Origin of the sequence: Micromonospora sp. CPCC 205546 (assembly GCF_036902715.1) — a bacterium.
Taxonomy (GTDB): domain Bacteria; phylum Actinomycetota; class Actinomycetes; order Mycobacteriales; family Micromonosporaceae; genus Micromonospora.
The window spans coordinates 1-17,944 of record NZ_JBAKHL010000050.1; the positions used below are offsets into that span (position 1 = coordinate 1).

Sequence of the window (17,944 nt, forward strand, 5' to 3'; positions counted from 1 at the left end):
CTGGTCGCCGTCTCCCGGCCGGCGCGTTCGCCCTCGCGCAGCGCGGCCCGGGCCGCCGCCCGGTCGCCGGGCGCGGCGGGCCCCGCCGTGGCGGACGTCGAGGGCAGCGGTACGCCGACGAGCCGGGCGAGTTCGGCGGCGTGTGCGCGGTGCGCCTCGGCGATCGGGGCGAGCAGGCCGGCGAGCGTGGGATGCGCGGCGGCGGCGTCGCGGTGCCCGGCGGCGAGTCGGAGCGCCTCGTCGAGCAGCGGCGTGAGCGGGTCGGGCCCCGGGGTGGGGTCGTCGTCGCGGTCGAGGAGACCGCAGCCGGTCAGCGGCGCCGCCGCCCCGCCAAACGCCAGGAGGGCCCCGGCGCGCAGCATCTTCCGCCGGGAATGCCCGGTCGCCGCGTCGTGTCGTGTCGTTCTGGCCGTCGCCACCGGACAAGTCAACACCATCGCCGGCCGTACGTGGGCCACCGGCGTCGGTGCGCCGCCCGGCCCGCCGCCCGGCAGGCGCGTTACGCTCTGCGCAGCCACCGGCGCGTCAGCTCCGGTGGCGTGCCGGCATGGCGGCCGACAGGTGCCGTCGATCAGCAGGAGGGTGCGGAGATGACGCAGCGTGGCCGTGCCACGAGGTCGACGGGACCGGCGGGCAGGCCCCGACGCGCCGACGCCCCCAGGGGCGGGGAGCGTGCCGGTGGCCCGCGCGGCGACCTCGCCGCCCGGCGGGCCCGCCTGCGCGAGGTGATCGAGCCGGTGGTCACCGGCGCCGGTTACGACCTGGAGGAGCTCTCCGTCTCCCGGGCCGGCCGGCGGCACGTGGTGCGGGTGATCGTGGACGCCGACGGCGGGGTCAACCTGGACGCCGTCGCCGAGGTCTCCCGCGCCGTCTCCGCGGCCCTCGACGCCGCCGAGGAGGCCGCGGGCGACATCGTCGCCGGGGAGTACCAGCTGGAGGTCAGCTCCCCCGGCGTGGACCGGCCGCTCACCCTGCCGCGACACTGGCGGCGCAACGTCGGCCGGCTGGTGAAGGTGACGGCCCGCGGCGCGGGCGCCCCGTCCGACCGGCCCGACGGGCAGCCCAACGGCGACCGGCAGGTCACCGGCCGGGTGGTCGAGGCCGACGACGAGCGCGTCGTGCTGGAGACCGACATCGGCCGGGCCGCGTGGGCGTACGCCGCGCTCGGCCCCGGCCGGGTGCAGGTCGAGTTCCACCGCCTCGGTGAGATCGAGGAGGCGGACGAACCCGACGACATGGACGACACCGACGACACCGACGACTTCGACGACGAAGATGATGTGGAGGACGAGGAGAGGTGAACATCGACCTCGCGGCGCTGCGCGCACTCGAGCGCGAGCGGGAGATCCCGTTCGACACGATCCTCGCGGCGATCGAGACCGCGCTGCTGACCGCCTACCGGCACACCGAGGGTGCGGAATCGCACGCCCGGGTGGAGATCGACCGCAGGTCCGGCGCGGCCATGGTCTACGCGCAGGAGCTGGACGGCGACGGCAGCGTGGTGCGGGAGTGGGACGACACCCCGCACGACTTCGGCCGGATCGCCGCCATGACCGCCAAGCAGGTGATCCTCCAGCGGCTGCGGGAGGCCACCGACGAGGTGCACTTCGGCGAGTACGTCGGCCGCGACGGCGACCTGGTCACCGGCGTGGTGCAGGCGCACGAGGCCCGCAGCGAGAAGGGCATCGTCAGCGTCGACCTCGGCAAGCTGGAGGGCGTGCTGCCTCAGTCCGAGCAGGTGCCGGGGGAGCGTTACGCCCACGGCGAGCGGATCCGCTGCGTGGTGGTGCACGTGGCCAAGGGGATGCGGGGCCCGCAGATCACCCTCTCCCGGTCGCATCCGGCGCTGGTCAAGAAGCTCTTCGCGCTCGAGGTGCCGGAGATCGCCGACGGCACGGTCGAGATCGGTGCGATCGCACGTGAGGCAGGTCACCGTACGAAGATCGCGGTCCGCTCCACCACCCAGGGCGTCAACGCCAAGGGCGCGTGCATCGGGCCGATGGGGCAGCGCGTACGTGCCGTGATGAGCGAGTTGCACGGCGAGAAGATCGACATCATCGACTGGTCGGACGACCCGGCGACGTTCGTCGGCAACGCCCTGTCGCCGGCCAAGGCCCTGCGCGTCGAGGTCGTCGACCTGGCCAGCCGCACCGCCCGGGTCACCGTTCCGGACTTCCAGCTCTCCCTCGCGATCGGCAGGGAGGGGCAGAACGCCCGACTTGCTGCCCGGTTGACCGGTTGGCGGATCGACATTCGGTCCGACGCCGAGCAACCTGGTGCCACCGGCCGGGGCGGGGCTGATCACGTCCCCGAACCGGGCGGCGCGATCTCGGGCACCTAGGGGTAGACTTTCTCCAGTGGTACGACGCGCGCTGCCGGAGCGCACCTGTGTGGGCTGCCGGCGACGTGCGCCGGCCAGCGAATTGCTGCGGATCGTCGCGGTCGGCGACGAGGCTGGTCACAGCCTTCGGCCCGATCCGGCCCGCAGGCTGCCGGGTCGGGGAGCGAACATGCACCCGGATCCGGCCTGCTTCGCGCAAGCGGTGCGGCGACGCGCTTTTGGGCGCGCGCTGCGCATCAGCGGGGTCCCCGACCACGGTGAGCTCGCGGAGCACGTCGATGCGCCAACCACTACGTCCGGTCAGCCCGACCGGGCGAGGGTCGCTAGCAGGGTAGGACGACCGACATGAGCACACGATGAAGTCCCTGAAATGACCAGGCTTCAAGTGCACGAGTGAGGTCGCTGCGGGTACTGCCCGCACGACCTCGGAGTGAGGAGTGCAGTGGCAGGTAAGGCCCGCGTACACGAGCTTGCAAAAGAGCTCGGGGTCGAAAGCAAGACCGTTCTCGCCAAGCTCAAGGAGATGGGCGAGTTCGTGAAGTCCGCGTCCAGCACCGTCGAGGCGCCCGTCGCCCGACGGCTGCGCAGCGCGTTCGTCGCCTCCGCCGGATCTCCGGCACCGGCCGCCCCACCGGCGGCCGCCCCGGCGGCGACCCCGACCCCGACGACCTCCCCGGCCCCCGGCGGACCCCGGGTCTCGGCCAAGCCGATGCCGCCCCGGCGGCCGGCCGCGCCGACGCCCGGCCCGAAGCCCAAGGGTCCGGTGCCCGGTCCGCCGCAGCCCGCGGCCCCGGTCGCCAAGCCGGCGAGTGCCCACGACATCGAGGTGGCGGCCGCCGAGGCGCGTGCCGCCGCGCTGAAGGCCGAGCAGGAGGCGGCGGTCAAGGCCGCCCAGGCCGCTCGGCAGCAGCAGCGTGAGAACGTCCGTCGGGAACCCCCGGCGGACGGTGGCAACCGTCCCGGTCCCCGACCGGGTCCCGGTGCCATGCCGCCCCGCCCGGGTTCCCCGGCCGCCGGTCGTCCCGGCGCCCCGGCACCGGGCCCGGGTGGCCGTCCGGGCGGACGTCCGCCGGCGCGCGGCGCCGGTAACAACCCGTTCGGCATCCAGGGCAGCCAGCAGCAGCAGCGGCCTCCGGCCGCCGGTGCGGGTGGTCCCCGGCCCAGCCCGGCCGGCATGCCGCCGCGCCCGAGCCCGGCCTCCATGCCGCCCCGTCCGAGCCCGGCGTCCATGCCGAGCCAGCGTCCCGCCACCGGTCGCCCCGGCCCCGGTGGTGCCGGTCGCGGCCCCGGTGGCGGCGCGGGTCGTCCCGGTGGTGGCGGCGGTGGCGGTGGCTTCCGCGGCGGTCCCGGTGGTGGCGGCGGTGGCGGTGGCTTCCGCGGCGGTCCCGGTGGCGGCGGCGGTGGCGGTGGCTACCGTGGCGGTCCCGGTGGCGGCGGCGGTGCTCCGGGCGGCGGTTTCCGTCCGGGTGCTCCCGCCGGTGGCGGCGGTCGCCCCGGTGGCGGCGGTCGTGGCCGTGGCGGCGGTGCCGCGGGTGCCTTCGGGCGTCCGGGTGGCCGGCCGACGCGCGGTCGCAAGTCCAAGAAGCAGCGCAGACAGGAGTTCGACAACCTGTCGGCCCCGACCATGAGCTCGGGTGCACCCCGGGGTCAGGGTCAGGTCGTCCGGCTGTCCCGTGGCGCCTCGCTGTCGGACTTCGCCGACAGGATCAACGCCAACCCGGGTTCGCTGGTCCAGGAGATGTTCAACCTGGGCGAGATGGTCACGGCGACCCAGTCCTGCTCCGACGAGACCCTGCTGCTGCTGGGTGAGCACCTCGGCTTCGATGTGCAGATCGTCAGCCCGGAGGACGAGGACCGCGAGCTGCTCGCGCAGTTCAACATCGACCTCGACGCCGAGATCGCGGAGGACCGCCTGGTCAGCCGTGCGCCGGTCGTGACCGTCATGGGTCACGTCGACCACGGTAAGACCAAGCTGCTCGACGCGATCCGCAAGGCGAACGTCGTGGCCGGCGAGGCGGGTGGCATCACCCAGCACATCGGTGCCTACCAGGTCCACGTGCCGCACGAGGGCGAGGACCGCGCGGTGACCTTCATCGACACCCCGGGTCACGAGGCGTTCACCGCCATGCGTGCCCGTGGTGCCCAGGTCACCGACATCGTGGTGCTGGTCGTCGCGGCCGACGACGGCGTCATGCCGCAGACGATCGAGGCGCTGAACCACGCCAAGGCGGCCGACGTGCCGATCGTGGTGGCGGTCAACAAGGTCGACAAGCCGGAGGCGAACCCCGACAAGGTCCGCCAGCAGCTGACCGAGTACGGCCTGGTCGCCGAGGAGTACGGCGGCGACACCATGTTCGTCAACGTGGCGGCGAAGCCGGGCATCGGCATCGACGAGCTGCTCGAGGCGGTCCTGCTGACCGCCGACGCGTCGCTGGAGCTGACCGCTCCGATCGACGGGCCGGCGCAGGGTGTGGCCATCGAGGCGCACCTGGACAAGGGCCGCGGCGCGGTGGCGACGGTGCTGGTGCAGAAGGGCACCCTGCGGGCGGGCGACTCCATCGTCGCCGGCGGGGCGCACGGCCGGGTCCGGGCGATGCTCGACGAGAACGGCAACCAGGTCGCCGAGGCTGGTCCGGCCCGTCCGGTCCTGGTGCTCGGTCTGACCGCGGTGCCGGGTGCCGGCGACACGTTCCTCGCCGCTGCGGACGACCGCACGGTGCGGCAGATCGCCGAGCAGCGGCAGGCACGGCGGCGGGCGGCGTCCTTCGCCAACTCCCGCGGCCGGGCCACCCTCGAGACGCTCATGGAGCAGCTCAAGGAGGGCGAGAAGACCTCGCTCAACCTGGTGCTCAAGGGCGACGTCTCCGGTTCGGTGGAGGCCCTCGAGGACGCGCTGTTCAACCTCGACATCCCGGAGGAGGTCCAGCTCAGGATCATCCACCGGGGCGTGGGTGCCATCACCGAGAGCGACGTCATGCTCGCGAGCGCCTCGTCCGAGGCGGTCACGATCATCGGCTTCAACGTGCGGGCCGCCAACAAGGTCCGTGAGATCGCCGACCGCGAGGGCGTGGAGATCCGGTACTACACCGTGATCTACCAGGCCATCGAGGAGATCGAGGCGGCGCTCAAGGGCCTGCTCAAGCCGGAGTACGAGGAGGTCGAGCTGGGCACCGCGGAGATCCGCGACGTCTTCCGCTCCTCCAAGATCGGCAACATCTCCGGTTGCATCGTCCGGTCGGGCATCATCCGGCGCAACGCCAAGGCGCGCCTGCTGCGGGACGGGTCGGTGGTGGCGGACAACCTCACCGTCAGCTCGCTCAAGCGGTTCAAGGACGACGCCACGGAGGTGCGCGAGGGCTTCGAGTGTGGTCTGACCCTGGGTGGTTACAACAACGTCCAGGTCGGCGACGTCATCGAGACCTTCGAGATGCGGGAGAAGGTTCGCTCCTGATCCGCTGAACCACTGATCGAGGGGTTTACGCCGCGAGGCGTAAACCCCTTGATCATGTGGGGGGCGGTGCGGGTATCGTCCGGGGCGATGTTCACCGGAACCGCGGTCTTCGACCTGCTGCTGCCGGGCGACTCCCGGTCGCTCAAGGCCAAGAGATCATACGTACGGCCGATCGTGGCGGCGCTGCGCCGCTTCGAGGTCTCGGCCGCCGAAGTGGGAGCGCTCGACCTGCACGGTCGGGCCGAGATAGCCGTGGCCGTGGTGGCCGCCGAGGCGTCGCACGTCCGCGAGGTGCTGGACTCCTGCGAGCGCCTGGTGGCCGCCAGGCCGGAGACCGAGTTGCTCTCGGTGCGCCGGCGGCTGTACGGCGAAGAGGACTGACCGGCGGCGCCCGTCCGCCGGAGGCCGGCAGGCAGCCGGCGCCGCGCGGCGCGGGTGGCCGCGCGGGTAGTGTTCGAATGGTTGGGCCGTCGGCTCCGGGGCGCTCCGCGTCGCCGGAGCGCGGCCGGGAGCAGGACACCGTGGAGGTGGCGAGATGTCGGATCCGGCCAAGGTACGCCGGCACGCGGAGCGGGTGCGTGAACTGGTCGCGTCGGTGGTGCGCAGCCAGATCAAGGACCCCCGGCTCGGCATGATCACGATCACCGACGCCCGGATCACCGCCGACCTGCGCGACGCGACCGTCTTCTACACGGTGCTCGGCGACACGGCGGCCCAGGCGGGCACGGCGGCGGCGCTGGAGAGCGCCAAGGGCATGCTGCGCAGCACGGTCGGCAAGGCCCTCGGGCTGCGCCACTCGCCGACGCTGACCTTCGTCCTGGACGACGTGCAGGATCAGGTCAAGCACATCGACGACCTGCTCGCCCAGGCCCGCAACGCCGACGCCGAGGTGCAGCGGCTCGCGGCCCGGGCCGAGTACGCGGGCGAGCCCCAGCCGTACCGGCTGGAGGAGGACGAGGACGCCGACGTCGACGCCGACGAGGCGCGCGACGACTCCGACGCCGACGAGACCCCGCCCCGGGGCGGGGACCCGAGGTGACCGAGCCCTCCGGCGCTCCGACCGGTGGTGCCCTCGCCGGGGAGGCGTCCCCGGTCGCCCCCGATCCGGCCGAGGCGGCGCCCCCGGTCGGCACCGGACCCGTCGAGGCCGACTGGGCCGCCGCCGTCGCGGCCGTGCGGGCCCTGCCGCCCGACGGGCGGGTGCTGCTGATCTGCCACGTCAACCCCGACGGGGACGCGCTGGGCAGCATGCTCGGCTTCGGGCTCGGGCTGCGCCGCCTCGGTGTCCGGCGGATGCAGGCGACCTTCCCCGGCCCGCCGGAGGTGCCGGAGCCGTTCCGGGGGCTGCCCGGGCTCGACCTGCTGGTGCCGGCCACCGAGGCGTATCCGGACCCGGACCTGGTCGTCTGCTTCGACGCGGCCAGCGAGTCGCGCCTCGGCGAACTGGTCGACCGGCTGGAGACCGCCCGCGCCGCGCTGGTGCTCGACCATCACGCGTCGAACACCCGATTCGGCCGGATCAACCTGGTGGACCCGCACGCGGCGGCCACCTCGGTGGTCGCCGAGGAGCTGCTCGCCCGCCTCGACGTCCCGCTGGACGTCGGCATCGCGGAATGCCTCTACGTCGCACTGAGCACCGACACCGGCTCGTTCCGGTTCGAGGCGACCACCCCGGCGGTGCACCAGCTCGCGGCCCGTCTGCTGGCCACCGGCATCCGCCCCGGTGAGATCTCCCGGCGGATCTTCGACACGCGGCCGTTCGGCGCCGTCCGCCTCTTCGGCGAGGTGCTCGGCCGGGCCCGCCTGGAACCCGCGAGGGCGGCCGGGCACGGTCTGGTGTGGACGTACGCGACCCAGGACGACCTGGCCCGCCACGACCAGCGGCCGTACGTGCTGGAGGCGTTGATCGACTCGGTCCGGTGCACGGCCGAGGCCGACGTGAGCTGCGTGGTCAAGCAGACGCCCGCCGGCGACTGGGCGGTGTCGATGCGTAGCAAGGGTGCGGTCGACGTCAGCCGGGTGGCGGTCGCGCTGGGTGGTGGTGGGCACCGCTTCGCCGCCGGCTTCACCGGTTGCGGGACGGTCGACGAGGTCGTCGACCGGATCCGCGCGGAGCTCGACGGTGCGCTGACCGGAGCCCGCCGGGACTGAATCGGCACGGGCCGGGACGGGAAGATCAGGGTGAGCCCGGGGAGTGTCCGTCTTCCCGGTTCCCGCGAGTACGGGGAGAATCGCGGGATGGAACAGCCCCACGACCTCGCCGTCGAGGCGCCCCGCGCCTGGGACCGTCCCGCCGTCACCGTGCCGGTGCTCGTCTGCCTCTCCCTGGTCGGCGGCCGGTTCCCGTCCTTCTCGACCGAGGCCAATCTCTGGACCCTCGGCACCGGCGGGGTGCTGATCTGGCTGGGCCTGAGCAACCGGGTGCCCCGGCGGCCCGCGCCGCGCCGGCTGGGCACCTCGGCTGCCTGGTGGGCCCTGCCGGTGGTGGTCTTCGGGGTCTTCGAGGGGGCCACGTTCGTGCTGGCGGCGGGTGACGACTTTCCCACCTTCTCGCGGCTGGCCGATCCACTGCTGGAGGACCGGCTGGTCCGCTCGGCGGCGTGGCTGGGCTGGCTGTCGGCGTTCTGGGGACTGGTGCGGCGATGATGCGGACGCTGGCCATCGGTGGTTTCCTGGTCTCCCTGGTGCTCTTCGCCGTCGTCGAGTGGGCGGCCCGGCGGGAGGGCTCCCGGATCCCCACGCTGGGCGAAATCTGCGCCTACGTGATGCGCTACGAGGTGGGCCAGGTGCCGGTCGGCCGGATCGGGCTGTTCGGCTTCTGGTGGTGGCTGGGCTGGCACTTCCTGGCCCGCTGACTGGGCGTCCACCGCCCCCGTGCCGGCCGCAACGGCGGCGACCGCGCCCACGTCCGGGGCTCCCGACGGTCGACGGCTCCGGACGTGAGTCCAAATCGCGGGAAAGGCGGGCAGCATGTGGAACTGAACGATAGCTTGGGAATCGGTCGGCGTCGTGTGGCGGCGCTGACCGTGGGCGGTGTCACCACACCCGGCGGCGCCCCCCTGCAGGGTCGATCGACCCGGGCTCACGCTGCCCACCAGCCGCTCCGGTGACCCCGGACCGCTGACGGGCGCTCAGCACGACCGCCCGTGAGGGCTGCCGTCCGTCGGCGGCCCACGCCCTGGAAGGGGACCACCATGCCGAGCAAGCCCAAGCCGCAGACCACCGACGAGGCCCGTGAGCAGATCCGCCGCGCGCTGCAGACCTCCATGGACACCCGTCAGTGACCCACGCCGACCGGAGATGACGCTGTCGGCGCACGCGCCGGCAGCGTCATCTCCCGTCCGACCCCGTCGGGACGATCCTCGCCGAGACGGCCGACGGACTCGCGCCGCACGCCCGCCCGTCCGGAGTGACGGGCGGCCACCACGGCGCCCGCTCGACCCGCGCCTCGCCGCGCCCACCTGCCGGTCCGCCGCGACCTGATCAGGCCGCGCTGCCGGTCCGGCGCGACCTGATCTGGCCGCGCTGCCTCGCCGGGGCGACCTGATCCGGCCGCGCTGCCGGTCCGCCGCGACCTGATCCGGCCGCGCTGCCGGTCCGCCGCGATCTGATCTGGCCGCGCTGCCTCGCCGGGGTGCTGCGCCGCCGCCGGGCGTACGGCGGCCCCCGGACCCGTCCCGACCCTCCGCCGGACGCCCGGCGACGTCGGACGCCCGGCCACATCGGGCTCCTCCTACCCGCTTTGCCGCCCCCCGCGCCGGTCCCGGCGCCCGGCTGCCCGCCGCGATCGCCCCGGTCGTGCCCGGCTGTTCTATCGGGATCGCCCCGCTCGTGCCCGGCTGTTCCGTCGGGATCGCCCCGCTCATGCCCGGCTGCCGTCGGGATCGCCCCGCACGCGCCCGGTGCCGCGCCGGTCTGCACCGGCACCGGCGCCGCCATGTCGTCCGCCCCGGCGCAGCCGCTCACCGCCGTGCTGCTCGCGGCCCGGCTCGTCGGGAAGTCGCCGGTGCCGGTGCTCTTCGGGGGCGCCCTTCCGTCGGTGCCGTGATCGTCGTCCTGTCGATCCCGACATCGGGCTGTCCAATTCGGCGTACCGGCCAGGCCGGCTGCCGGTAAGTGATCGGCACGCTTGCGATCCTTACCGAGGGATGCCAGGATCGGCGGCGATGAGCCAATCCGTCGTCCTCGAGCCCCGGGCCGCCACGCCCCGCCGGATCGCCGCGCTGGCCCTGCCGGCGTTGGTGGTGCTGGCCGCCGAACCGATCTACGTGCTCGTGGACACGGCGGTGGTGGGGCACCTCGGCCGGGTGCCGCTGGCCGCCCTGGCCGTCGGTGGGACGGTGCTGACACTCATCGCCTGGCTCGGCACGGTCGTCGCGTACGGCACCACGGGGCGGTCGGCCCGACGGTTCGGGGCGGGCGACCGGGCGTCCGCCGTCGCCGAGGGCGTCCAGGCGTCCTGGCTGGCCCTCGGGGTGGGGGTGCTGGTCGCGCTCGGCATGCAGGTCGGCGGCGGGGCGTTGGCGCGTACGCTCGCCGGAGGCCCCGGCGAGGTGGCCGACGCCGCCGCGCAGTGGCTGCGGGTCGCGGCGCTCGGCGCGCCCGGCCTGCTGCTCGCCGCCGCCGGCAACGGCTGGCTGCGCGGCGTGCAGGACATGCGCCGCCCGCTGGTTTTCGTGCTCGGTCCGAACGTGCTCTCCGCCGTGCTCTGCCCGCTGCTGGTCTATCCGGTCGGGCTGGGCCTGGTCGGCTCCGCCGTGGCCAACGTGGTCGCCCAGACCATCTGCGGGGCGCTCTTCGCCGGGGCGCTGATCGCCGAACGGGTCTCGCTGCGGCCCCGGCCCCGGCTGATCGGGCAGCAGCTGGCGCTCAGCCGGGACCTGCTGATCCGGGGCGTCGCGTTCCAGGCCAGCTTCCTCTCCGCCACCGCCGTCGCCGCCCGCTTCGGGGCCGCCGCCGTGGGCGCGCACCAGATCGCCCTGCAACTGTGGTTCTTCACCGCGCTCGTGCTCGACGCGCTCGCCATCGCCGCCCAGTCCCTGGTCGGCGCCGCCCTCGGGGCCGGCGACGACGCCGCCGCCCGGGACCTGGCGCGCCGGATCGGGCTGCTCGGCGGCGTCTGCGGCGTCGGGTTCGCCGTGCTCGTCGCCGCCGGCGCCGGCGTGGTCCCCGGCTGGTTCAGCTCCGATCCGCAGGTACGCGAGCAGGCCATGCTCGCCTGGCCGTGGTTCGTGGCGATGCTGCCGCTGGCGGGTGTGGTGTTCGCCCTCGACGGTGTGCTCATCGGCGCCGGGGACGTCCGCTACCTGCGCAACCTCACCATCGTGGCCGCGCTCGGCGGCTTCCTGCCCGCGATCTGGCTGGCCTACGGGCTCGACCTCGGGCTCGGCGGCATCTGGGCGGGGCTCACGCTGTTCGTGGTGATCCGGCTGGTCGCGCTGCTGCTGCGGCTGCGCTCCGGGGGCTGGGCCGTGGTCGGCGCGGTGCGCTGAGCCTCAGCACCTCGAGGTGGTCGTCATCGGGGCGGCCAGGTCGAAGAAGTCGCCCGGATCACCGCCCGGCACGCGAGGGCCGTGCAGGTCCGGCAGCCACTGCATCACGTTCAGCCAGCCGTCGCGCAACCAGGCGCAGTCGGCGTTCCAGGTGACGGCCCTCGCGGAGGCCAGCCAGAGCCCTCGCGACGACGCCGGAACGTCCTTCGGGTGAGGCACCTGCCAGACCACCCGGTCGCGGACTGCCACCAGGCCGGCGCCGGCCGGTGCGCGGCGCATCACGTCGAACGGGTACGCCCAGACGAACTCGGTGGTCACCTCCAGCAGGCGGACCCCGGCCACCGTCCTGGCGCGGTAGCTGATCCGTCCCTGCGCGCGGATGTCGTACTCCCAGTCCGCCCGGGATTCCATCCTCGTGGCGACGTGCAGGAAGCGGGCGTTGTCGAAGTGCGGCCGCATCTCCGCGCGGGAGTCCGGCGCCAGCAGGCCGAGGAAGGGTTCGATGTCGCCGACCAGCATCGCGGTCTCCAGCCGGCTCTCGATGAGCGCCTTCCGTACCGAGTCGAGCGCGGCCCGCACCTGGATCCTGTCGAACGGGCCCTTGGCGGTGGCCGCCGGCAGGACGATCGCCTCCTCCCGACGGGCGAAGGACGCCGCCGGGGTACCGGCGAAGAGATCGCGTGGGGTGCCGACGGCGCTGGTCGGCTCGGGCGATGCGCTCGGCGTCGGCGCGGCGGTCGCGGCCCGAAGCCCCTCGCCCACCCGGACGACCATCCATCCGCCCGCGCCGAGCATCAGCAGCGCGAGCGCGAGCGCGACACCGACCGTGAGCGGGCCGTTGTGCCTGGCCCAGAAGAAGCGCATCCTGTCCAGCCCGGCCGGCTGGTGCTCGGCGCCCATCGACCGCATCCAATCGGGCAGGCTGACCTGCTCCACCTCGGCGAATGCGACATCCCGTCGGCCCTCGACGCCATTGGCGGGAGGTGCCTGGTCGGCGGCCGGTGTCGCGCCGACGGGCGGCGTCAGGGCAGCCGGGGGGAGTTGTCCGGCCGGTTGGTGCCGGTCGGCCGGCGGTACCCGACCGGCGAGCTCGGAACCGGCGGTGGGCGGATCGGTGTCCATCGTGTCCCGTCAGATCGTGTCGCGCAGGCTCAGGTACAGCCAGTAGAAGAACCAGCCGACCAGGGCGATCGTCCCCGTCACGGTGGCGAGGAACACGACCACCGTGACCACCGGGCGGGACTCCGTCCGCTGGGTGGGGTCGTGCCGCCGCCACAGCGACCGGCGGGCGGCGCGCAGCACCGGCAGCCGATCGAGGAGTTCCGCGGCGACGCGGCCGGGAGTCCGTCGTGGCGGCGTGGGGTTACGCATCCACTCCGGCAGGTCGACGCGGGCGCGGTGTTCATGGGCGGGCGACGTCCCGGCGGGCTCTGGTGCCGCCACGGCCGGTGGTCTCGTGGGCTCAGGCTGCGGCCGGGCTGCCTGTCCGAGGTGCTCGGAGCTGGTGCTCATGGGTCATCCAGGGGTGGGTACGCGGAGGGGGGGGGAGCGATCTTTGCACCTGCCAGGCGACGGCGTGCTCCCGCCCGATCCCGGAGGCGGAAAACTACCCGACCGGTCCAGGAGCGACCGACCGGACGTACGGCGGCGGCGGGGCGTCCGGGCGGGTCTGGCAGGCTTGGGTGTCGTGAGCACAGACGGTCTGATCGTGGTCGACAAGCCCGGCGGCATGACGTCGCACGACGTGGTGGCGCGCATCCGCCGCCTGGCGCGGACCCGGCGGGTGGGACACGGGGGCACCCTCGACCCGATGGCCACCGGCGTCCTGGTGATCGGGGTCGGGCGGGCCACCCGCCTGCTCACCTACGTGATCGGCGCGCACAAGAGCTACACGGCCACCGTGCGGCTCGGCCAGGCCACCGTCACCGACGACGCCGAGGGCGACGTGATCGCGACCACCCCGGCCGGCCAGGTCACCGACGAGGGGGTCCGGGTCGCGCTGAGCGCGCTGACCGGCGAGATCGACCAGGTGCCGAGCGCGGTCAGCGCCATCAAGGTCGACGGGCAGCGGGCGTACAAGCGGGTGCGCGAGGGGGAGAGCGTCGAGCTGCCCGCCCGGCGGGTCACCGTGTCCCGGCTGGAGCTGCTGGCGGTACGCCGCGACGTGCCGGACGTCGTCGACGTGGACATCGACGTGACCTGCTCCTCCGGCACGTACATCCGGGCGATCGCCCGGGACGCGGGCCTGGCGCTCGGGGTCGGCGGGCACCTGACGGCGCTGCGCCGTACCGCCGTCGGGAACTTCGCCCTCGCGGAGACCGCCACCCTCGACGAGTTGGAGCAGCGCGCCCCCGAGGTGGTGGGCCTGCCGCTCGCGGCGGCGGCCGGACGGTTCTTCCCGCGCCGCGACGCCGGCGCCGACGAGGCGAAGGTGCTCTCCCACGGCGGGCCGCTCGACCCGGCGGGAATCACCGGCCCCTACGCGGTCTTCGGTCCCGACGGCGGGCTGATCGCTATCGTCAGCGAGCGGGACGGCCGGGCCCGCGCGGAGATCGTGCTCGCCCCCGCCTGACGGGGGTGGAGGACCGGCGGGCCGGCGCGGGCCGCCGGAGAGGCAGGGGAGGAGCGGCATGCAGCGGTGGCGGGGGTACGACGCGGCGCCCGGCGGCTGGGGGCGGTCGGTCGTCACCATCGGCGTCTTCGACGGCGTGCACAAGGGGCACCAGGCGACCATCGGGCACGCCGTGTCCCGGGCCCGCGAGCTGGGCGTGCAGTCGGTGGTGGTCACCTTCGACCCGCACCCGGCCGAGGTGGTGCGCCCCGGCTCGCACCCGGCGGTGCTCACCGAGACCAACCGCAAGGCCGAACTGATCGAGGCGCTCGGCGTGGACGTGCTCTGCGTGGTGCCGTTCACCCCGGAGTTCTCCCGGCTGCCCGCCGAGGCGTTCGTGCACGACATCCTGGTCGAACACCTGCACGCCGCCCTGGTCGTGGTGGGCGACAACTTCCGCTTCGGACACAAGGCCGCCGGCGACGTGGCGCTGCTGGAGCGGCTCGGCCGCACCTTCGGCTTCGCCGTCGAGGGGGCGCCGCTGGTCGCCGAGGCGGGCACGGTCTACTCCTCCACGTACATCCGCTCCTGCGTCGACGCCGGTGACGTGACGGCCGCCGCCGCCGCGCTCGGCCGCCCGCACCGGGTGGAGGGCGTGGTGGTCCGCGGCGACCAGCGCGGCCGCGAGCTGGGCTTCCCCACCGCCAACCTGCTCTGCCACCGGTACGCGGCGATCCCCGCCGACGGCGTCTACGCCGCCCGGCTGGTGCGCCGGGGCCACGCCGACACCATGGCGGCGGCGGTGTCGGTCGGCACCAACCCGACGTTCTCTGGCCGGGAGCGGCGGGTGGAGGCGTACGTGCTCGACTTCACCGGCGACCTCTACGGCGAGCGGCTGGCGCTGGACTTCGTGGCGCACCTGCGCGGGCAGATCCGCTACGACGCGATCGAGCCGTTGATCGCCCAGATGAACCAGGACGTCGAGCGGACCCGGCGCGTGCTCGGCTGACCCGCGTCGCGGCCCTTGACAGGCCGTCGCCCTGCCGGGCTGGTAGTCTGGCGGGGACGTCGGCTGACCGACGTGGGGCCTCGCGTGCCTGCACGACGCCGCGGGTGCGAGGTACCGGTCCGTTTCCGGTCCGCAGACCGATCCGACGGACATCATCGAACCACCCACGAAACAGGGAGAACATGGCGCTCGACCAGGAAGCCAAGGCCAAGATCCGCGCGGAGTACGCGACCGCCGACGGCGACACCGGTTCGCCGGAGGTGCAGGTCGCGGTCCTCACCAAGCGGATCGCCGAGCTGACCGAGCACCTGAAGGTGCACAAGCACGACCACCACAGCCGCCGTGGGCTGCTGCTGCTGGTCGGCCGTCGCCGTCGGCTGCTCAACTACGTCCAGAAGAAGGACATCAACCGCTACCGGTCGCTCATCGAGCGGCTCGGTCTGCGCCGGTGACGTGACGGGGGAGCGGCCCGACCGGGCCGCTCCCCCGCTCCGCCACCACACGAAAACCGGGCCGCGCGACCACCCGAGAAGGGAGCCGGTCAGCGTACCGGTCTCCGGTAGTGGCCCCCGGGCACCCCGGCATCCCGCCGGCCACCCGGGCGCTTCGATCGAAGACCGGCCGTCTGAGCAGCTTCCCGCGTCGTGGGCCCCCGATGCGAAGGAGCACGACAGCACCATGACCGAGACCAACCTCGGCACCGAATCCCGCACCGCCGTGATCGACAACGGGTCCTTCGGCACCCGTGAGATCACCTTCTCCACCGGCCGGCTGGCCCGTCAGGCCGCCGGCTCCGTCGTCGCCCAGCTCGGCGAGACGGTCGTCCTCTCCGCCACCACCGCCGGCAAGCAGCCGAAGGAGCAGTTCGACTTCTTCCCGCTGACCGTCGACGTCGAGGAGCGGATGTACGCCGCGGGCCGCATCCCCGGCTCGTTCTTCCGCCGCGAGGGCCGCCCCAGCGAGGACGCGATCCTCACCTGCCGGCTGATCGACCGGCCGCTGCGCCCGTCGTTCGTCAAGGGCCTGCGCAACGAGGTCCAGGTCGTCGAGACCATCCTCGCGCTCGACCCGCAGCACCCCTACGACGTCGTGGCGATCAACGCCGCCTCGATGTCGACCAAGCTCTCCGGCCTGCCGTTCTCCGGCCCGATCGGGGCGACCCGGGTCGCGCACATCGACGGCCAGTGGGTCGCCTTCCCGACCCTGGAGGAGCTGGCCCGGGCCACCTTCGACATGGTCGTGGCCGGCCGCTCGCTGCCGGACGGCGACGTCGCGATCATGATGGTCGAGGCCGAGGCGACGCCGAACGCCGTGACCCTGATCGCGGGCGGCGCGACCGTCCCGACCGAGGAGATCGTGGCCAGCGGCCTGGAGGCCGCGAAGCCGGCGATCCGCGAGCTGTGCCGCGCGCAGGCCGAGCTGGCCGAGGTGGCCGCCAAGCCCGTCGCCGAGTTCCCGGTGTTCCTCGACTACCAGGACGACGTCTACGAGGCCGTGGCCGACGTGGCTCGCGCCGAGGTCGCCGAGGCTCTCCAGATCGCCGGCAAGGCCGACCGCGAGGAGGCCCTCGACCGGATCAAGGCCAAGGTCAACGAGGAGCTCGGGGGCCGCTTCGAGGGCCGCGAGAAGGAGCTCGGCGCCGCCTTCCGGTCGCTCACCAAGTCCGAGGTGCGCAACCGGGTGCTGCGCGAGCAGGTCCGCATCGACGGCCGCGGCCCGCGCGACATCCGTCCGCTGACCGCCGAGGTCGGCGTGCTGCCCCGGGTGCACGGCTCGGCGCTGTTCGAGCGCGGCGAGACCCAGATCCTGGGCGTCACCACGCTGAACATGCTGCGCATGGAGCAGATGGTGGACACCCTGTCCCCGGAGAACCGCAAGCGCTACATGCACAACTACAACTTCCCGCCCTACTCGACCGGTGAGACCGGTCGGGTCGGCTCGCCGAAGCGGCGCGAGATCGGCCACGGCGCGCTCGCCGAGCGGGCGCTGATCCCGGTGCTGCCGTCGCGCGAGGAGTTCCCGTACGCCATCCGGCAGGTCTCCGAGGCGCTCGGCTCCAACGGCTCCACCTCGATGGGCTCGGTCTGCGCCTCGACGCTGGGCCTGCTCTCCGCCGGTGTGCCGCTGAAGGCGCCGGTGGCCGGCATCGCCATGGGCCTCATCTCCGACGAGGTCGACGGCAAGACCCAGTACGTGACGCTGACCGACATCCTCGGTGCCGAGGACGCGTTCGGTGACATGGACTTCAAGGTGGCCGGCACGCCGGAGTTCGTCACCGCGCTCCAGCTCGACACCAAGCTCAACGGTATCCCGTCGGACGTGCTGGCCGCCGCGCTGCAGCAGGCGTACGAGGCCCGGCAGACCATCCTCGGCGTGATGCAGGCGGCGATCGAGGGCCCGGCCGAGATGTCGGAGTACGCCCCGCGGGTCACCACCGTCAAGATCCCGGTCGACAAGATCGGCATGGTGATCGGCCCGAAGGGGCAGACCATCAACGCGATCCAGGACGAGACCGGCGCCGAGATCTCCATCGAGGACGACGGCACGATCTACGTCGGCGCCACCAACGGCCCGTCGGCCCAGGCGGCGGTCGACCGGATCAACGGGATCGCCAACCCGACGCTGCCGAAGGCCGGGGAGCGGTTCCTCGGCACGGTGGTCAAGACCGCCGCGTTCGGCGCGTTCATCTCGCTGCTGCCGGGCCGCGACGGCCTGCTGCACATCTCCAAGGTGGGCGACGGCAAGCGGGTCGAGCGGGTCGAGGACTTCCTCAACGTCGGCGACCGGGTCGAGGTCGAGATCGCGGACATCGACGCCCGCGGCAAGATCTACCTGGACAAGGTCCGCCCGGAGGGCGCCGAGGCGCCGGCCGCCGGCGAGGCCGCCGGTGGCGAGCGTCCGGCCGGCCGGGACCGCGACGACCGGGCTCCGCGTGACCGGGGCGACCGTGAGCGCGGCGGCGACCGGGGCGGTCGTGGCCCGGGCGGCGGCGAGCGCGGCGAGGGCGGCGGCGAGGGCGGCGAGCGTCCGCGCCGCCGCACCCGGCGCAGCTGACGCACCGCACCACATCGCATCACCCACCCCTCGTCGATCTGGAGCA

Annotated in this window: 17 protein-coding genes; 14 read left to right on the forward strand and 3 right to left on the reverse strand. The window is 73.8% G+C overall.

The genetic code is table 11. The features are described 5' to 3' along the window. The coding region (locus V6U77_RS21615; RefSeq protein ID WP_334608309.1) for a hypothetical protein at positions 1-419 on the reverse strand (419 nt) is incomplete at its 3' end. 171 nt (positions 420-590) lie between these two features. Between V6U77_RS21615 and rimP the strand changes: the two genes are divergently transcribed. The 10 genes from rimP (at position 591) to V6U77_RS21665 (ending at position 11,284) form a co-directional block, all read left to right on the forward strand. Then, positions 591-1,301 carry a ribosome maturation factor RimP gene (gene rimP / locus V6U77_RS21620; protein WP_334608310.1) on the forward strand — a complete coding sequence of 237 codons (711 nt, stop codon included), beginning with the start codon at positions 591-593 and terminating at the stop codon, positions 1,299-1,301. Further along, complete coding sequence (gene nusA, locus V6U77_RS21625; protein ID WP_334608311.1) at positions 1,298-2,341, forward strand: transcription termination factor NusA; 1,044 nt, start codon at positions 1,298-1,300, stop codon at positions 2,339-2,341. Before rimP ends, nusA begins: the two co-directional genes overlap by 4 nt. A 16-nt stretch (positions 2,342-2,357) precedes the next feature. Next, positions 2,358-2,690, forward strand: coding sequence for a YlxR family protein (locus V6U77_RS21630; RefSeq protein WP_334608313.1), 333 nt, complete (start codon positions 2,358-2,360; stop codon positions 2,688-2,690). Positions 2,691-2,783: 93 nt separating this feature from the next. Beyond that, a complete protein-coding gene (gene infB, locus V6U77_RS21635) occupies positions 2,784-5,792 on the forward strand; it encodes a translation initiation factor IF-2 (protein ID WP_334608314.1) in 3,009 nt (1,002 codons plus the stop codon). Positions 5,793-5,879: 87 nt separating this feature from the next. Further along, entirely contained in the window at positions 5,880-6,173 is a 294-nt protein-coding gene (locus tag V6U77_RS21640; RefSeq protein ID WP_334608316.1) for a DUF503 domain-containing protein, read from the forward strand. 154 nt (positions 6,174-6,327) lie between these two features. Next, positions 6,328-6,831 (forward strand): 30S ribosome-binding factor RbfA, encoded by a 504-nt coding sequence (rbfA, locus tag V6U77_RS21645; protein WP_334608318.1) that lies wholly within the window; start codon positions 6,328-6,330, stop codon positions 6,829-6,831. Between the two features lie 134 nt (positions 6,832-6,965). Beyond that, positions 6,966-7,943 (forward strand): DHH family phosphoesterase, encoded by a 978-nt coding sequence (locus V6U77_RS21650; RefSeq protein ID WP_334608376.1) that lies wholly within the window; start codon positions 6,966-6,968, stop codon positions 7,941-7,943. Between the two features lie 87 nt (positions 7,944-8,030). Next, the gene (locus tag V6U77_RS21655; protein ID WP_334608319.1) at positions 8,031-8,438 is read left to right on the forward strand and encodes a hypothetical protein; all 408 of its coding nucleotides are present in this window, start codon (positions 8,031-8,033) and stop codon (positions 8,436-8,438) included. After that, positions 8,438-8,647, forward strand: coding sequence for a DUF6186 family protein (locus V6U77_RS21660; protein ID WP_334608377.1), 210 nt, complete (start codon positions 8,438-8,440; stop codon positions 8,645-8,647). Before V6U77_RS21655 ends, V6U77_RS21660 begins: the two co-directional genes overlap by 1 nt. A gap of 1,311 nt (positions 8,648-9,958) precedes the next feature. Continuing rightward, a complete protein-coding gene (locus V6U77_RS21665) occupies positions 9,959-11,284 on the forward strand; it encodes an MATE family efflux transporter (protein WP_334608322.1) in 1,326 nt (441 codons plus the stop codon). A 3-nt stretch (positions 11,285-11,287) separates the two neighbouring features. On the opposite strand, the gene V6U77_RS21670 is transcribed toward V6U77_RS21665, so the two are convergent. Together V6U77_RS21670 and V6U77_RS21675 are read right to left on the reverse strand one after the other, a co-directional pair. Continuing rightward, positions 11,288-12,406 (reverse strand): hypothetical protein, encoded by a 1,119-nt coding sequence (locus V6U77_RS21670; protein ID WP_334608324.1) that lies wholly within the window; start codon positions 12,404-12,406, stop codon positions 11,288-11,290. Positions 12,407-12,415: 9 nt separating this feature from the next. Beyond that, positions 12,416-12,727 (reverse strand): hypothetical protein, encoded by a 312-nt coding sequence (locus V6U77_RS21675; protein WP_334608327.1) that lies wholly within the window; start codon positions 12,725-12,727, stop codon positions 12,416-12,418. A 244-nt stretch (positions 12,728-12,971) separates the two neighbouring features. Here V6U77_RS21675 and truB point away from each other — a divergent pair, with 244 nt between their 5' ends. From truB to V6U77_RS21695, 4 genes are all read left to right on the forward strand, one after another. Then, positions 12,972-13,856, forward strand: coding sequence for a tRNA pseudouridine(55) synthase TruB (truB, locus tag V6U77_RS21680; RefSeq protein WP_334608329.1), 885 nt, complete (start codon positions 12,972-12,974; stop codon positions 13,854-13,856). Positions 13,857-13,914: 58 nt separating this feature from the next. Next, a complete protein-coding gene (locus V6U77_RS21685; RefSeq protein WP_334608330.1) occupies positions 13,915-14,844 on the forward strand; it encodes a bifunctional riboflavin kinase/FAD synthetase in 930 nt (309 codons plus the stop codon). A 182-nt stretch (positions 14,845-15,026) separates the two neighbouring features. Continuing rightward, positions 15,027-15,296, forward strand: coding sequence for a 30S ribosomal protein S15 (gene rpsO, locus V6U77_RS21690; RefSeq protein ID WP_121396038.1), 270 nt, complete (start codon positions 15,027-15,029; stop codon positions 15,294-15,296). Positions 15,297-15,522: 226 nt separating this feature from the next. Next, entirely contained in the window at positions 15,523-17,898 is a 2,376-nt protein-coding gene (locus tag V6U77_RS21695; RefSeq protein WP_334608332.1) for a polyribonucleotide nucleotidyltransferase, read from the forward strand. Positions 17,899-17,944 lie beyond the last annotated feature (46 nt).

Coding starts and splice junctions, on each gene's coding strand:
- rimP (WP_334608310.1), top strand. CDS start 591: ATGACGCAGCGTGGCCGTGCCACGAGGTCGACGGGACCGGCGGGCAGG.
- V6U77_RS21640 (WP_334608316.1), top strand. CDS start 5,880: ATGTTCACCGGAACCGCGGTCTTCGACCTGCTGCTGCCGGGCGACTCC.
- rbfA (WP_334608318.1), top strand. CDS start 6,328: ATGTCGGATCCGGCCAAGGTACGCCGGCACGCGGAGCGGGTGCGTGAA.
- V6U77_RS21655 (WP_334608319.1), top strand. CDS start 8,031: ATGGAACAGCCCCACGACCTCGCCGTCGAGGCGCCCCGCGCCTGGGAC.
- V6U77_RS21660 (WP_334608377.1), top strand. CDS start 8,438: ATGCGGACGCTGGCCATCGGTGGTTTCCTGGTCTCCCTGGTGCTCTTC.
- V6U77_RS21665 (WP_334608322.1), top strand. CDS start 9,959: ATGAGCCAATCCGTCGTCCTCGAGCCCCGGGCCGCCACGCCCCGCCGG.
- V6U77_RS21670 (WP_334608324.1), bottom strand. CDS start 12,406: ATGGACACCGATCCGCCCACCGCCGGTTCCGAGCTCGCCGGTCGGGTA.
- V6U77_RS21685 (WP_334608330.1), top strand. CDS start 13,915: ATGCAGCGGTGGCGGGGGTACGACGCGGCGCCCGGCGGCTGGGGGCGG.
- rpsO (WP_121396038.1), top strand. CDS start 15,027: ATGGCGCTCGACCAGGAAGCCAAGGCCAAGATCCGCGCGGAGTACGCG.
- V6U77_RS21695 (WP_334608332.1), top strand. CDS start 15,523: ATGACCGAGACCAACCTCGGCACCGAATCCCGCACCGCCGTGATCGAC.